A 15,554-nucleotide genomic window follows, 5' to 3' on the forward strand; every position below is an offset into this window, starting at 1 on the left:
CGGCGAGCGCCCAAGCGGCCGCGCCGGCGTGGCGCGCGCTGCCGGGAGCGGCGCGCGGCGAGGTGCTGCGCAAGGCGGCGCGACTGCTGGAGGCCCGTGCGGGCGAGATCGCGGAGACGATGACGCGGGAGATGGGCAAGACGCTGCCGGAGGCGCGCGGCGAGGTGATGCGCGGCGTGGCGATCCTGCACTATTACGCCGCCGAAGGCATGCACGCGACCGGCGAGCATCTGCCGTCCTCAGACGGCCGCTCGCTGCTGTATACGCGCAAGAAGCCGCTCGGCACCGTGGCGCTGATCACGCCCTGGAACTTCCCGGTGGCGATCCCGCTCTGGAAGCTGGCGCCCGCGCTCGTGTATGGCAATACAGCTGTGCTCAAGCCGGCCTCCAACGCGTCGGTGACGGCAGCGCTTGTCGTCGAGACGCTGGTCGAGGCCGGCATGCCAGCGGGCGTCGTCAATCTCGTACACGGGCCTGGCGGCGAGCTCGGCGCAGCGCTGCTCGGGCACCCGGCCATCGAGGGCGTCAGCTTCACCGGCTCCAATGCGGTCGGCCGTACGATCGGCGAGCTGGCAGCGCGCCGCGGCATCAAGTGCCAGCTGGAGATGGGCGGCAAAAATGCAGTCGTCGTGCTCGCCGACGCCAATCTTGACAAAGCGGCCGACGCGGTCGTGTCCGGCGCGATGAAAAGCACCGGGCAGAAATGCACCGCCACGAGCAAGGTGATCGTCGAGCGCGGCGTGAAGGCCCGTTTCACCGAGCTGTTGCTCGAGCGGCTCGCCGCAATTACGCCCGGCGACGGGCTTGCCGAAGGCACGTATTTCGGACCGCTGGCGACGGCGCGGCAGCGCGATACGGTGCTGGCGGCGGTGAAGCAGGGACAGGCGGAGGGCGCGCGGCTGCTGCTTGGCGGCGGCGTGCCGGAGGAGGAGGCGCTGCGCGGCGGTCACTTCGTACAGCCGGCGCTGTTCGACGGCGTGACGCCGCAGATGCAGCTGGCGACGGAGGAGATCTTCGGGCCGGTGCTGGGGATCATGGAAGCGGACGATCTGACGGAGGCGGTCGCACTCGCCAACGGCACGGCGTACGGTCTGAGCGCGGCGATCTTCACCTCCAGCCTCGAATCGGCGATGGCGTTCGTGGAGGGCGCCGAGGCGGGGATGATCAAGGTCAACGCGGAGACGGCCGGCGTGGAGTACCACGCGCCGTTCGGCGGACTCAAGGCGTCCAGCTCGCATTCGCGCGAGCAGGGCCGGGCGGCAATGGACTTTTTTACGCATACGCAGACGATCTCGATCTCGGTATAGGCCGGGACGAACGCGAAAGGAAGGGGAACGGGGATGAAAATTACGAATGTGCGGCTGGACGTGGTGCGGATTCCGCGCAATACGGGGTTCGTCTGCGAGCACGGGCTGGTGCGCATCGAGACGGACGAAGGGGTGACCGGCGTCGGGGAGATGAGCGACTTCTCCCATCTGCCGAAATACGCGGTCGATGCGCGCGATCTGGAGGCAACGCTGCGCGGCGCGCTGGTCGGGCGGGATCCGATGGGGCTGATCGGGATCAATCAGGAGCTGAAGGATCTGTACCCGGAGACGATGTATTATTACGAAAAGGGGACCTTCATTCGCTGCGGCGTCGACATTGCGCTGCACGATCTGGCGGCCAAGGCGGCGGGCATCAACGTGAGCGCGCTACTGGGCGGACGCGTGCGCGAGCGCATCAAGGTGTGCTATCCGATCTTCCGCAGCCGCACGATCGAGGAGGTGGACGCCAACGTCGAGATCGTGCGGCGCAAGCTGGCGGCGGGCTTCGACGTCTTCCGGCTGTATGCGGGCGTCAATCCGGACGCGGACGAGCTGCTGCTCGATCGGGTGCGCACCGAATTCGGCAGCCGGGTGACGATCAAGTCGCTCGATTACAGCCATCTGCTCGACTGGAAAAAAGCGCTGCGCATCACGAAGCGCCTCATGCCGTACGGGGTGGAGCTGATCGAAAGTCCGGCGCCGCGCAACGACTTCGAGGGATTGCGACACTTTCGCATGGCCGTCGATCTGCCGGTCAGCGAGCATGTGTGGAGCTTCAAGCAATTGCATGACATGCTGCGTCACGACAGCGTCGATATCTTCAACATCGCGCTCATCTTCATTGGCGGCTTCGCCGCGGCGCGCAAGGCGGCGGCGGCCGCCGAGGTGGCGGGCAAGGGCGTGCTGATCGGCACGACGCAGGAGCTCGGCTACGGCACGGCTGCGCAAGCGCTCTTCGGCGCATCGCTGACGAACCTGGACGCGATCTCCGATCCGACCGGTCCGGAGCTGTACGTCGACGATGTGACAACGGAAAAGGTGCGCTACGAAAACGGCTGGCTGCATGTGCCGGATGCGTCGCGGCCCGGCCTGGGCGTCGAGATCGACTGGGACAAGGTCGAGCGGCTCAAGGCGGACAGCTTCGCCTGGGGCGATCAACAGGTAGCCAACCTGCAGGACCGCACGGCCGCGGGTACCGCGAGCGGGGCAGGCGAGGCGCGTCAAGACCGGTAAAGCGGCGTCACGGGCAGCGCACCGCAGGTGGGGCGTTGCTCGGGTGAAGCGGCGCGGGTAGGAGGCCGAGCAGGCGAGGCGTGTCAAGACTGGTGAAGCGGCTGTTTGCGCCCGTTTATAGGGCCGCGAACCGAGCTAAGCGTCTCTCATATCCATTAGAGCCGGCTTAGGATCCTTCACGAAATAACCAAAGACAGCTCATCCATCAGGCGGGCAAACGGACTCACCTCACCTCAGCTAACGGTTGCCAGCGCGCTTATTTCGATCAATTTCAGGCGATTTCCAGGCTAGCGGTTGCCACAGCACTTATTTGGCCTAGATCGCGTCTTTTCAATGGATTTCAAGAAAATAAGACCTGTGGCAACCGTTACAATTCAATCGGCGCTTTTTTGGGCGCAATAGCCGCTGTGGCAACCGTTAGGTTCGTTGGCCGATGGTGAAGGGATAATGACGATTTCAATTGCACCAGGTTATTCTGTCATGGACGCTTAGTAGCGGAGTAACGCTAACAACAGCTGCGGCGATTTGTTCGCGGGAGCAGTCGCGAGCAGGGAGCACAGCAGAATAAACCAATTGTTTAGTGCGGGCGCGATTACGGCGCACAGCAGTATGGATACAATTGGCGAGCACAATAATACGGACGCAACGACGAATCACGCAGCATGGAGTATTGCAATACGGACGCCCTCACGGAGCCACAGCGGTGTAGTCAATTACAAGGCACAGTTCGCAACAGGGGACAGACCGCATGGATCGCACGCAGCATGCATGCCATGCCGCGTGCGAGTGTCGAATCGGCCTCAATCGTGTCTCACAACCGCGCTCCTTTTTCATCGAGCACTTGCGCCATCTTGGTAATATGCTGACTCATCAGCCGGCCTGCTTCTTCGGGCCGGCTGTCTCGAATCGCCGCGGCAATTGCGGCATGCTCGCCAAGCAGCCGTTCGGAGGAGGAACGCTGCGAATAGAACCACAAGGCGCGCGTATCGCGCATACTGTCGTGGAGCCGGCCGGATAGCGATTCCATCAGATCGGCGATGACCGGATTATGGGTGGCCGCGGCGATCTGCAGATGGAAGCGCACATCCGCCTGTTCGCCGTACGTCTCGTCGTCGAGGTGCGCGGCCATGCCGTCAAGCGTAGCCTGTAGCTGCGTCAGATCGCTCTCGGTGCGATGACGCGCGGCGAGCGAGGCGGCGCCAGTCTCCAGCACGTTGCGCACCTCGACGATATGGCGTAACGATTCGGAGCGCCGCATCCACGCCTCCGCTTCGTCGCCCTGCAATTCCGGCGCCGGCTGGTTCCTGACGAAGGTGCCGCCCCCTTGACGAATGTCAAGCAGGCCGAGCGCTTTGAGCGAGCTGAGCGCCTCGCGTACTGTGGAGCGGCCGACACCGTAACGAACCGCCAGATCGACGACCGAGGCGAGACGGTCCCCAGGATGGAGCGCACCGTCTTCCATTTGCTTGCGAATATCTTGCATGACCCACTCGTAGCTTTTGAGCGGCCGATTGTCAGTGGTCACGATCTATCTCTCCTTTGCCGGGCGCATAATTGAGTGAAGAACGCATATTTCGAGTCGAGCTTTCAATTTGAATGAAGCGCGCATCGCTGTGGTCCAGGCGATAATAAGGCGCGAATGCGGAGTGAAGCAGGTGTTGCTGAACTTCGCACATAACGGACATTTTTGTCCGTAAGCGGCTTATTATCTATGAATACTGGCTGTAACGGAGTTAGAAGCTCGAAAGTCGAGTTTTTAAACAAGATTTGTTGTCTAACGGACAAAACTGTCCATTAAAATTGAAAGTCCATGCTGTTGAGCACGCTAACGGACAAAAATGACCAATACAAAGCCATGGGCCAGAGAAGCAAATTGGAAAGCACTACAGTTGCAATCCAATCGAGATTAGCCCAGCGCAGCCCCGAAAATGGAGTGTGGTCCATCGCCACCGGCTGCAGCCAAAACGCATGCGTGTGGCCCATCGCCAACGGTTACCGTGCCAATTCGTCTTGTTGCAGCAAGTCTTCCCCGCATGTTTATTTTAGTGTATACTATGTGACAGTAAAAGTCATCAGATGACCTGATTAATTGATCTGAATCTGAATTCATTAATTTACTGATTTGAATTCATACATTTCTGATCTGATTTCATTAATCTACGGCTCTGAATTCATTAGTCAGCTGACTTGATTAATGAATCTATCGGATTATTCAGATGATTTAATCAAGCGGTCGAATGTGCGCAATACGCTATTCGACCTAGTTACTAGGTGCAATAGGTGTACACAGGAGGGATTACTTTGTTGCAAGAGGGAGCCAGAACAGAGCTGCTGCGCATCTTGGGCGAACAGGGCTTCCGCGATGATCAAGAGTCGCGCATCACGCATTCTTACGACGGTACGCCGATGCTGCAGGCGCTGCCGGACGCTGTCGTCTATCCGGTCGATACCGCACAGGTGTCAGCTATCATGAAGGTGCTCGCCCGCCATCGCATACCGGTCGTAGGACGCGGCTCGGGCACGAATCTGTGCGGCGGCACAGTGCCGCTGGAGGGCGGCGTCGTCATGGTGATGCACCGCATGAACCGAATTCTCGAGGTCGATCTGGACAATCTGACGGCGACTGTACAGCCGGGCTTGATTACGAAGGACTTCATCGCCCATGTGGAAGGGCTGGGGCTATTCTACCCGCCTGATCCGAGCAGCATGGCGATCTCCACCATCGGCGGTAATATCGCCGAATGCTCAGGCGGGCTGCGCGGCCTGAAGTATGGCACGACCAAGGACTACGTGCTCGGCCTGGAGGCGGTGCTGCCCAGCGGCGAGATCATCCGCACGGGAGGCAAGCTGATGAAGGACGTCGCCGGCTACGATCTGACGAAGCTGCTCGTCGGCTCGGAGGGGACGCTCGCGATCGTCACCGAAGCGACGCTCAAGCTGATCCCCCCGCCGGCCGCCAAAAAAACGATGCTGGCCATGTACGCCGATCTGTACGACGCCGCGCGCACGGTATCGCGGATCATCGAGCGCCGGATCATCCCGGCAACGCTGGAATTCCTGGATAATCCGACGATCCGGGTCGTCGACGCCTATGCGGGGCTCGGCCTGCCGCTCGATATGGCGGCGATCCTGCTGATCGAGCAGGACGGCCCGCCCGAGCTAGTCGAGCGGGATATCGGCCAGATCGAGGCAATTTGCCGCGAGGAACGCGCGGTCCGCGTCCAGGTGGCCGAGAGCGCCGAGGAGGCGCAAAAGCTGTTGACGGCGCGACGCAGCGCCTTCACGGCGCTGGCGCGGCTGCGGCCGACGACGATTCTCGAGGACGCGACGGTGCCGCGTTCCAAGATTGCCGACATGGTGCTGGAGATTAACCGCATCGCCGCCAAGCACGCGGTCAACATTTGCACCTTCGGCCATGCGGGCGACGGCAATCTGCATCCGACGGCGACGACCGATGCGCGCGATCAGGACGAGATTCATCGCGTCGAGGCGGCGTTTGCGGAGATTTTCGAGGCGTCGATTCGGCTCGGCGGCACGATCACCGGCGAGCATGGCGTCGGCGTCGTCAAGGCGCCCTATCTGGAGTGGAAGGTCGGGGCGGCGGGCATCGAGGTGATGCGCGCCATCAAGTCCAGCTTCGATCCGCACAATCTGCTCAATCCGGGCAAGGTATTCGCCAAGGAGACGCGCAAACGGGTGGTGATCGACCGTGGCTGAATCGACTCTGGAAAAGCGCGGCGCGCGGACGGCGGTCAACGGACCGGAGGCCGGGCTGACTAAGCTGAATCCGCTGGCCGACAAGCTGAAGCTACGGCTTGACGAGGACCAGCTGACGAATTGTATGCGCTGCGGATTCTGTCTGCCGGCGTGCCCGACCTTCCGGGAAACGGGCATTGAAGCGGAGTCGCCGCGCGGGCGAATCGCGCTGATGAAGGCGGTCGCCGACGGGCTGATGGATCCTGACGAAGCTTTTGAGACGCAGATGAATCATTGCCTCGGCTGCCGCGCCTGCGAGCCGGCGTGTCCGGCCGATGTGAAGTATGGCCAGTTGATCGAGCAGGCCCGCGATGCCATCGAGGACCATACGACGAGCCACCGCTGGTGGGTGAAGACGGTGCGCAGCGTCATGTTCAAGCAGGTGTTCCCCAAGCAGCGCAACATGCGACTGCTCGGCGGTGCGCTGCAGCTGTATCAGCGCACCGGTCTGGCCAGATTGGCGCGCGGCGCAGGCGCGATGAAGCTGCTGCCCCGGCATCTGGCGGATATGGAAGCCATCATGCCTGCAGCCTCGCGTACAGGCGTCGTCGATCGCATCGGCGAGCATGTGCCGGCGCGCGGCCCGCGGATCGCCAAGGTCGGCCTGTTCCGCGGCTGCCTGATGGATGTGCTGTTCACCGAGACGAACGTCAAGACGGCCGAGCTGCTGGCGACGGCAGGCTTTGAGGTGGTCATCCCCCCGGCGCAGAATTGCTGCGGCGCGCTGCACGCGCATAGCGGCGAGGCGGAGGGGGCCCGCGCGCTGGCCCGCCGCAACATCCGCGCCTTCCGCGAGGCGGGAGTCGATTATATCGTATCCAATGCCGGCGGCTGCGGCGCCGCGCTCGTCGAATACGATCATCTGCTGCACGAGGATGTGCAGTGGCGGGAGGATGCGGCGTGGTTCGCGCAGCGCGTCATTGATGTCAGTGAGCTGCTCATGCGCAGCGGCAGGGTGACGGAGCTGCTCGCAGTCGGCCTTCCCGAGACCCGGGACGCGGCGCAAGCGGCGTCTTCCGAGGCCGGGAGCAGGGCGAGCGCACCACCGGTCGCGGACGGGGATCCGAGGGCTGGAGCGGTCGCGGGCGGCACGCCCATCGCCGCAGCGGCTTGCGCTCCGGCAGCGGAGACGATCACGTACCAGGACTCGTGCCATCTGCGCAATGTGATGCGCAGCGCGGAAGCGCCGCGTCGCTTGCTGCAGCAGGTCGCCGGTACCTGCTACACGGAAATGTGCGAATCCGACCGCTGCTGCGGATCGGCCGGTATCTACAACCTGACCCAGCCGGAGATGGCCGGCGATATCCTGGCTCACAAAATGGAGCATGCCAACCGCACCGGAGCCGGTGTAATCCTGACGAGCAATCCCGGCTGTCTCCTGCAAATGAAGCTGGGTGTCAAACGGCACGGACGCGATGCCGAGGTCACGCATGTCGTCGATTATTTGCATCGGCGCCTGCGCATCCAGGAGGCGCCACGGCGAGGCTGAACGGGCTTGCCGGGCAAGACGGTCTTGATCGGGCGAAGCTTCTAAAGCCTGGTCAAGCCCGTCGCCTGGTTATATGAACACAATTGGTGTCGCTTTGCCCTTTTTCGATTTTTTAGTAAAATAACGCAAAATTTTAAATAAAATTAAGAATAAACCTTTTCGTCTATTTAGGTTTCCGCTATAATTTAAACCATTCCGGTAGCGGTTGCAAACGGCCGATTAGCCGCGAAATTCACTAAAAATGGCGAGAGGCGGTGTGCTCAAAATGGAGTTGAACAAACCGGCTATACGGGCGACCTACCGCATTGAAACCCCGCAGTCGCTGCAGCGCGCAGCCCACGTTCGGCGTGGCGGGCAATCCATATTCCGATGCCGCGATGGTCGCGATCGAGTACGGCAAGCGCCATATGCTGAAGGACGATTGGAAGAAGGTCTTTGAGCCGGAGAAGGTGGCCGAGACGATCGATTACATGCTTCATCCGAACAAGCTGCAGGGGTAGCGACGGGCTGCCGACGCGACGAATTGAAAGGGGCTGCAATTCCGACATGACACTGCCATTTCCGTTTCAAGTGCCGGACAACAAGCAAATTCGGGTCATCGTCAATACCGACGCGAAAAACGAAGCGGACGACCAGTTCGCCATCGTGCACGCGCTGCTGACGCCGCGCTTTCGCATTCCAGGTATAATTGCCGCGCATTTCGGCACCGGGCGCAGCGCAACCTCGATGGACGACTCGTATCGCGAGATCGGGCACGTGCTGGAGCTGATGCAGCTGCCCGAGGCGCCGCCGGTCGTACGCGGCGCGGCGCAGGCACTGGTCGACGAAGGGACGCCGCAGCCCTCCGAGGGCGCGGATCTGATCATCCGCGAAGCGATGAAGGAGGACGAGGCGCCGCTCTATGTCATCTTCCTCGGTCCGATCACGGACCTGGCGGCGGCTTACCTGCTGGAGCCGCGGATCGCGGATCGGCTGACTGCGGTCTGGATCGGCGGCGGCCCGTACCCGGCCGGTGCGAGCGAATTCAATCTAAGCAATGACATCGCGGCGGCCAACGTCGTCATGCGCTCGTCGATTCCGCTGTGGCAGGTCCCGCAGAACGTATACAAAATGATGCGCGTCTCACTGGCGGAGCTGGCGGTGCGCGTGCGGCCGCACGGCGCCATCGGACAATACCTGTTCGACCAGCTCGTCGAATTCAACCTTCTGCCCTGGCACAGCGCGCGCTGGCCCAAGGGCGAGATGTGGATGCTCGGCGATTCGCCGGCCGTCTCGCTGCTGCTCGACGATCACGAATTTGATTACGACCTCATTGATCCTCCGTATATTACACCGGATATGGGCTATGCGCCGGGCAAGGGCGGTCGGCAGATCCGCGTCTATCGCTCAGTCGATGCGCGCTTCACGCTGGAGGACATGTATGCGAAGCTGGAGCTGTTCGCGGCCGTCACGCGGCACGACTGATCGCAAGAGCTGAGCCGAACTTTATTGTCATTGGCCTTCGCGAATACGCGCTATTTCAAGCCGCCCGGCATCGGGATATGCCGGGCGGCTTGCGTATTTTTTGCAAAGCGAAGATCAGGATCGCCCGGGCGCTGACTGGTCAGCCGTTCGATTTTCGCCTATACTGACTATGATTTCAAGGCTGTGTTACGTATTCGGAGGGAGCGCAATGATAGGGTTTTCCATTTTACTGGCGTTTCAAATGGCCGGGATGGCGGTCCAGACCGGGCTCGGCGTACCGCTGCCGGGCAATGTGATCGGACTGATTCTGTTTGCCGGGTGCTTGTTTTTGGGTTGGATCAAGCTGGAGTGGGTAGAGCAGAGCGCGGCTTTTTTGGTCCGCCACATGATGCTGTTCTTCCTGCCGTACGTGGCGGGCAGCATGATCCTGCTGCGCTACGTGGAGCTGTCCGAACTCGCCGGGCTGCTGCTCGCGCTCGTGGCGAGCACGCTCGTCTCGCTGCTGGCGGGGGGCGGGTTGACCACATTGCTGCGCAAGAGAGAGGAGAGAGAGGATGGATAACGGAGAATGGCTGCAGCGTCCCGAGTGGGGGGTGGCCCTGACAGTGGCGGCCTATGCGGCGGCGCTCTTGCTGCGGCGGCGTCTGCCCTGGATGCATCCGCTCTTCGTCGGCACCGGGCTGGTCGTGCTGATCCTGCTCGCGGGAGGCGTCTCCTATGAGGACTACCGGATTGGCGGCGATCTGGTGCTGTTCATGCTCGGGCCGGCGACTGTCGCGCTCGGCGTCCCGCTGTACAAGCATTCGCGGCAGCTCCGGCATCAGCTGGGCGCCGTGCTGGCGGGGGTCACCGCGGGGTCGCTGGCCTCGATTGGCAGCGCCTGGCTGCTGGCTGCGGGGGCCGGATTGTCGAGCGCCGTCGCATCCTCTTTATTGCCCAAGTCGGTCACCTCGGCCGTATCGGTGTCGCTAGCGGGAACGCTCGGCGGCATCCCCGAGCTCACAGCCGTGCTGACGGTGCTGACCGGTCTGCTCGGCAGCATGTTCGGCCCGCTGCTGCTCCGGCGATGCAGGCTGGGCAGCGATCTGGCGATCGGCGTCGGAGTCGGCACGGCGGCGCACGGCATCGGCACGGCCCGATTGGTCAATGACTCGCAGTGGCAGGGCAGCGTCGGCGCCCTGGCAATGAGCATCAGCTGCATCGTGACGCCGCTGCTGCTCTTGCCGTTGCATTGGCTCCTGCCTTAATCGTCGTCAGTGCGCCGAGACGGTACCGCTGCCGCCTGCGGGCAGCGCGGCGGCCGGAGCCGAGCAGGAGGCCCGGACGACGAGCCGCGTATCGACGACGATCTTGGTCGTCACGCCGGGCCCGTGCGCCATCAGATCGATCAGCTTGGCCACGGCGAGCTCCGCCATCGCTTCCTTCTCGACGTGCACGGTCGTCAGCTCGGGCGTGATGACGACGGATTCGTGAATGTTGTCGAAGCCGATGACCGACACGTCATGCGGCACGCGCAGTCCGAGCGCAGCCAGCGACTTGATCGCGCTGATGGCGATGTAGTCGCATTCGCAGAATAGCGCCGTCGGCAGCGGTTCGCGGCGCGTCCGCAGCGCAGCGATGAACGGCTCCTGCGCGGCCACTATCGTCGGCGAGAGGGTGAAGCGATCCTCTTCCGCGCAGTCGAGCCCGGCTGCGGCGAGCGCCTGCAGGAAGCCTTCCTGGCGCGCCGAAAAATTGGCGATCCGTTCGTCCGACTGGACGATGCCGATCCGGGTGTGTCCGTCGGCCAGCAGCTGACCGGCGGCCTGGTGAGCGCCGAGCTTGTTGTTCATGACGACGAAGTTCGCTTCGATTGCATCGAAGCACGTATCCAGGACGACGAGACGGCGCTGCTGCGCTGCGATCGCGCGGACCTGATCGCCGCCGAGATTCGTCCCGAGCAGCAGGATGCCGGCGGAAGCGTGCTCCTGCTCGAGCTCGCCGATGCGCCGCTCCAGCTCGTCCGGATGCAAGGTATTGAACAGCAGAGACAGACCGCGTTTGCGGCACTTCTCCTCAATATATTGAATGAGCTCCATAAAAAAGGGCTGTTGGGAAAAATGCTCGGGAACGATTCCGGCCTGTGTGCAGGCGATAAAACGAATCGTATTGCCCGGTGCGCGTCCTTTTTCCGCTTTTGGCGTCCGGGCGGCGTATCCGTGCTCCTTCGCAATTTGCAGAATGCGGGCGCGCGTTTCTTTGCCGATTCCGGGCTTGCCGTTCATGGCCAGTGAGACGGCCGATTTGGAAACGTTGGCCATTTTGGCGATGTCTTCAATTTTCACCGTATTCAGTGACTCCCTCCATGCAGGAATGAAACCGTTACTGGAGATTTTACTACATTCAACTAAAACAAACAACATTCACACGCTAAGTTTAGAAAAACGAACGCGTCAAATTTAGTCAACCCACATAAACAACAAAAAAGCCCGGACGTCCGGACTTTAATTTGATAGCTTTGGTCGGGATGACACGATTTGAACATGCGACCTCCTGGACCCGAACCAGGCGCTCTACCAAGCTGAGCTACATCCCGAAAGCGTGCGAATGGTGCCGGCGAGAGGACTTGAACCCCCAACCTACTGATTACAAGTCAGTTGCTCTACCAGTTGAGCTACACCGGCGAACCGGAGCGCTGCGCAGGGCGCATCACTCGAGCACGAAATGTATTATCGCATAATTCCGTCGTATAATGCAAGCCTTATTTTTAATATTTTTTGGCAAGGTCCGGCGCTTCTACAATGCATTCGCAGTAGGCGAAGATTGCCATTTCATGGTACAATATGCGCAAGCGCCGATCATTGACTGTGAGGGAAGCCATATGAAACATCAAGCAATGCGCAAGCAGACCGGGAAAGCGGCCGCAACGGATCGAATGCCTGCCGTCCAGCGCCAGACTGCGCAGCATCCGATGCTGAATCTTCAGCAGACTGTGGGCAATCAGGCCGTGCAGCGTATGGCCGAGCCGAGAGTGGCCGTCCAGCGCGCGGCGCTGCCGGAGGCGGAGGATGAGCTGCAGATGAAGGTCGACGACAGGGCGCTGCAACGGATGGAAGAGGCCGGGGACGAATCGGAGGAACTGCAGATGAAGGCTTTGCCGGGTCGCGCCCGTTCGACGCACTGACCGTCCTCAAGCGCGCAGCCCCGCGCCGTAGCATGCTACGACGCGGGGCTGCGAATGTCTCGCGATAGCGGGAAGCCCTTACAGCAGCTCGCGAATGTCCGATTCGAGCGCCTCGGGTGCCGTACGGGCGCTGAATTGCTTGACGACGTTGCCTTCGCGATCGACCAAAAATTTGGCGAAGTTCCATTCAATTTCACCCGTTCGATAAGGCTCGGGTACCTGTTGCAGCAGATGCGCATACAACGGATGAATGTTGTCGCCCTTGACCTCGATTTTCGCAAACATCGGGAAGGTGACTTGGTAGTTTAATTGACAAAACTGCTTGATTTCTTCTTCGGTGCCGGGCTCTTGACCGGCAAATTGGTTGCACGGAAAGCCAAGCACGACAAGGCCTTTTTCACGGTAGGCGTCGTACAGCTTTTGGAGGCCTTCGTAATGCGGCGTCAAGCCGCAGGCGCTGGCGCTATTGACGATCAGCAGCACCTGATCCCGATACGCGGAAAGGGTGGTCGATTCGCCGTCGATGGTCGTGACGGAAATGTCGTAAATAGACATGGCTTCAGCCTCCTCGGATGATATGCGTGCGTGCGAAATTGCATTGCAATCCTGAACATGTTAAAGTGAAATTTATGCCTTAAAACAGGCATTTGGATAAAACATAGCACACTTTTAAATATTCGGTCAATCCTTGAAGAAGGGAAAACCAGGGGACAGGAAAGGAGCGGAGCGGCTGTATGACGATATCAAAAGCGCAGTGGCTGGCGGAGCAGGCGCGCGTCGACGAGGTAACGGGCAAAATCGCACGCCGGATTGCGCGTCTGGAGGAACGAACCGGAGACGTACGCTCCGACGTTGTCGAAATCCGCAAGCATTTTTGGGACGAGGTTACAATCAATTTCAGTCATGCCGAGGATTTAACCGAGACGTATTTCAGCATGAAGCAGCAGGCCGACGTGCTCTCCGAGCGCGAGCGCAGTCACCGGCACGCATCCGCCGAGCTCGGGAAGTTCAGACGGCTGGTGAAGTCGCCGTATTTCGGACGCATCGATTTCAAGGCGGAGGAAGACGAGGTCGCCTCGTCGATCTATCTCGGCATCGCTTCGTTTCTCGACGAGCAAAGCGATGAATTCCTCGTATACGATTGGCGGGCGCCGATTTCGAGCTTGTATTACGATTACGGACCTGGTCCGGTCGGCTATGAGACGCCTTCGGGCCGGATGGCGGGCGAGATGGCGCTCAAGCGTCAATTCGTCATTCGGGACGGCCGGATCGAGCTGCTCTTCGATTCGGGCGTCACCATTGGAGACGAGCTCCTGCAGCAGGCGCTGAGCCGGAGCTCGGATACCCAGATGCGCAATATTGTCGCTACGATTCAGAAGGAGCAGAACCGGATCATTCGCGACGAGCGAGCGCGGCTGCTGGTCGTCCAGGGCGCCGCCGGCAGCGGCAAAACGTCGGCGGCGTTGCAGCGGGTCGCCTATCTGCTCTACAAGCATCGCGAGTCGCTGCAAGCCGACCAATTGGTGCTGTTTTCGCCGAACCCGCTTTTTAACAGCTACGTCCAAGCGGTGCTGCCCGAGCTGGGAGAAGAGAACATGGAGCAGACGACCTTCCAGGATTATCTGGCGCATCGGTTAGGCAACGCCTTCGAACTGGAGGATCCGTTCGACCAGATGGAATACGTACTGACGCAAGACGCCCAGGATCCGCTCTATGCGTCGCGACTGGAAGCGATTCGCTTCAAATCGTCTCCGGCATACCTGGCGATGCTCGATGATTACGTTGATCGGCTCGAGCAAGCGGGTATGCGCTTTCGACCGCTCAAATTCCGCGGCGAGGCGATTGTCTCGGCCCGGGCCATGCATGAGCGCTTCTACGGAATGGATCGGACGATCCGTCTGCCGGTGCGCATCGACCTGCTCCGGCAGTGGCTGCTGGGTCAGATCAAGCAATTCGCCCTCGATCAGGAGGGCAAGCCGTGGGTCGAGGAGGAAATGGAGCTGCTGTCCGAGGCGGACTACCAACGCGCCTATCAAAAGCTCAGGAAGCGCCGACGCAGCAGCAATACGCCGACCTTTGACGACTACGACCAAGAGCGCGAGCTGCTGGCAAGAGTAATCGTCCGCGAGCGACTCAAGTCGGCGCGCCGCAGGGTCCAGGCGCTGCGCTTCATCGATCTTCCGAGCATGTATGTCCAGCTATTCACTGCATTGCAGCAAGCCGGCGGAGCCTCGACGTCCGCGTACAGTCTTCCGCCACGCTGGGCGGACATTTGCACGATGACCAGGCAACGTCTGGCGGCCGGGGCCTTGGCTTACGAGGACGCTGCGCCGTACCTTTATTTACAGGAACGCGTCCAAGGCTTTCAGACCAATACCCTGATTCGCCATGTATTCGTCGACGAGGCTCAGGATTACTCCCCTTTTCAACTGGCGTTCCTGAAGCGGCTCTTCCCCAGAGCGCGCATGACGGCGCTGGGCGATCTCAATCAGGCCATCTTCGCACACGCCTCCGCCTATGACGCGCGCGAGCCGCTGCGGGGCCTCTTCGCGCCGGAGGAGACCGAGGTCATCCGGCTGGAACGCAGCTATCGCTCGACCAAGCCGATCGTATGCTTCACGCGCGGCATGATCCCGGGAGGCGAAGAGATCGAGCCGTTCGAGCGCGACGGCAGCCTGCCTCTGGTTACTCTCGTGGACAGCGAGGATTCGCTGCGCGCGCAGGTGATTGAGCAGACCCGAGCGCTGCAAGCGGAAGGCAATGCGTCGATCGCAATTATCTGCAAGACAGCGGGGCATAGCGAGCACGTGCACCGTCTAATCGCAGACGCGCTGGAGGCGGTCCTGGTCGGCAAGGAGACGGCGTCGTTCTCCGAGGGCATCCAGGTGATGCCCGCATACCTGGCCAAGGGCGTCGAGTTCGATGCGGTTATCGTGTGCGACGGCTCGAGCGAGCAATACCGCCTGGAGCGGGAGCGCAAGCTGTTCTATACGGCATGCACGCGAGCCATGCACGAGCTGCGCATTGTATGCCTGGGCGAGCCCAGTCCGTTCATCGTCGATCAGGAAGAAGATACGTACAATATTGCGTATGCCTAAGCATGATTGTTCATTTTTGAATCTTTGAAGCCGCCTTTCCGCCA

Annotated in this window: 13 protein-coding genes and 2 tRNA genes; 10 read left to right on the forward strand and 5 right to left on the reverse strand. The window is 61.0% G+C overall.

Features of this window, described 5'->3' with window-relative positions:
* Positions 1 to 1,307, forward strand: a 1,307-nt coding sequence (locus IDH44_RS18640; RefSeq protein ID WP_190920333.1) for an aldehyde dehydrogenase family protein, incomplete at its 5' end; no start/stop codon positions are given.
* 33 nt (positions 1,308 to 1,340) lie between these two features.
* Positions 1,341 to 2,540, forward strand: a complete 1,200-nt coding sequence (locus IDH44_RS18645) for a mandelate racemase/muconate lactonizing enzyme family protein (RefSeq protein WP_190920334.1) — start codon at positions 1,341 to 1,343, stop codon at positions 2,538 to 2,540.
* Between the two features lie 811 nt (positions 2,541 to 3,351).
* Here IDH44_RS18645 and IDH44_RS18650 read toward each other — a convergent pair.
* Entirely contained in the window at positions 3,352 to 4,065 is a 714-nt protein-coding gene (locus tag IDH44_RS18650; RefSeq protein WP_317890213.1) for a FadR/GntR family transcriptional regulator, read from the reverse strand.
* A gap of 776 nt (positions 4,066 to 4,841) precedes the next feature.
* On the opposite strand from IDH44_RS18650, the gene IDH44_RS18655 reads away from it, so the two are divergent.
* The 6 genes from IDH44_RS18655 (at position 4,842) to IDH44_RS18680 (ending at position 10,496) form a co-directional block, all read left to right on the forward strand.
* Complete coding sequence (locus tag IDH44_RS18655) at positions 4,842 to 6,257, forward strand: FAD-linked oxidase C-terminal domain-containing protein (RefSeq protein ID WP_190920335.1); 1,416 nt, start codon at positions 4,842 to 4,844, stop codon at positions 6,255 to 6,257.
* Positions 6,250 to 7,785, forward strand: a complete 1,536-nt coding sequence (locus IDH44_RS18660) for a (Fe-S)-binding protein (protein ID WP_397326807.1) — start codon at positions 6,250 to 6,252, stop codon at positions 7,783 to 7,785. Before IDH44_RS18655 ends, IDH44_RS18660 begins: the two co-directional genes overlap by 8 nt.
* A gap of 305 nt (positions 7,786 to 8,090) precedes the next feature.
* Positions 8,091 to 8,285: a phosphogluconate dehydrogenase C-terminal domain-containing protein gene (locus IDH44_RS26710; RefSeq protein ID WP_223869817.1), complete on the forward strand. Its 195-nt coding sequence runs from the start codon at positions 8,091 to 8,093 to the stop codon at positions 8,283 to 8,285.
* Positions 8,286 to 8,331: 46 nt separating this feature from the next.
* Positions 8,332 to 9,249: a nucleoside hydrolase gene (locus tag IDH44_RS18670; RefSeq protein WP_190920336.1), complete on the forward strand. Its 918-nt coding sequence runs from the start codon at positions 8,332 to 8,334 to the stop codon at positions 9,247 to 9,249.
* Positions 9,250 to 9,457: 208 nt separating this feature from the next.
* Positions 9,458 to 9,811 (forward strand): CidA/LrgA family protein, encoded by a 354-nt coding sequence (locus tag IDH44_RS18675; protein WP_190920337.1) that lies wholly within the window; start codon positions 9,458 to 9,460, stop codon positions 9,809 to 9,811.
* Positions 9,804 to 10,496 (forward strand): LrgB family protein, encoded by a 693-nt coding sequence (locus IDH44_RS18680; RefSeq protein ID WP_190920338.1) that lies wholly within the window; start codon positions 9,804 to 9,806, stop codon positions 10,494 to 10,496. The genes IDH44_RS18675 and IDH44_RS18680 overlap by 8 nt, the downstream gene beginning before the upstream one ends.
* 6 nt (positions 10,497 to 10,502) lie before the next feature.
* On the opposite strand, the gene IDH44_RS18685 is transcribed toward IDH44_RS18680, so the two are convergent.
* The 3 genes from IDH44_RS18685 to IDH44_RS18695 all read right to left on the reverse strand — a co-directional run bounded on the left by IDH44_RS18685 (position 10,503) and on the right by IDH44_RS18695 (position 11,912).
* Positions 10,503 to 11,573: a LacI family DNA-binding transcriptional regulator gene (locus tag IDH44_RS18685; RefSeq protein ID WP_317890214.1), complete on the reverse strand. Its 1,071-nt coding sequence runs from the start codon at positions 11,571 to 11,573 to the stop codon at positions 10,503 to 10,505.
* A 174-nt stretch (positions 11,574 to 11,747) separates the two neighbouring features.
* Positions 11,748 to 11,824 (reverse strand) — tRNA-Pro (locus IDH44_RS18690).
* A 12-nt stretch (positions 11,825 to 11,836) separates the two neighbouring features.
* Positions 11,837 to 11,912: transfer RNA gene (locus tag IDH44_RS18695), tRNA-Thr, on the reverse strand.
* A gap of 197 nt (positions 11,913 to 12,109) precedes the next feature.
* On the opposite strand from IDH44_RS18695, the gene IDH44_RS18700 reads away from it, so the two are divergent.
* Positions 12,110 to 12,412, forward strand: coding sequence for a hypothetical protein (locus IDH44_RS18700; protein ID WP_190920340.1), 303 nt, complete (start codon positions 12,110 to 12,112; stop codon positions 12,410 to 12,412).
* A gap of 78 nt (positions 12,413 to 12,490) precedes the next feature.
* Here IDH44_RS18700 and IDH44_RS18705 read toward each other — a convergent pair whose 3' ends face one another.
* The gene (locus IDH44_RS18705; RefSeq protein WP_190920341.1) at positions 12,491 to 12,967 is read right to left on the reverse strand and encodes a glutathione peroxidase; all 477 of its coding nucleotides are present in this window, start codon (positions 12,965 to 12,967) and stop codon (positions 12,491 to 12,493) included.
* Positions 12,968 to 13,146: 179 nt separating this feature from the next.
* Here IDH44_RS18705 and helD point away from each other — a divergent pair, with 179 nt between their 5' ends.
* Positions 13,147 to 15,510: an RNA polymerase recycling motor HelD gene (helD, locus tag IDH44_RS18710; RefSeq protein WP_190920342.1), complete on the forward strand. Its 2,364-nt coding sequence runs from the start codon at positions 13,147 to 13,149 to the stop codon at positions 15,508 to 15,510.
* Positions 15,511 to 15,554: the final 44 nt, after the last annotated feature.

Origin of the sequence: Paenibacillus sabuli (assembly GCF_014705605.1) — a bacterium.
GTDB lineage: Bacteria > Bacillota > Bacilli > Paenibacillales > Paenibacillaceae > Paenibacillus_D > Paenibacillus_D sabuli.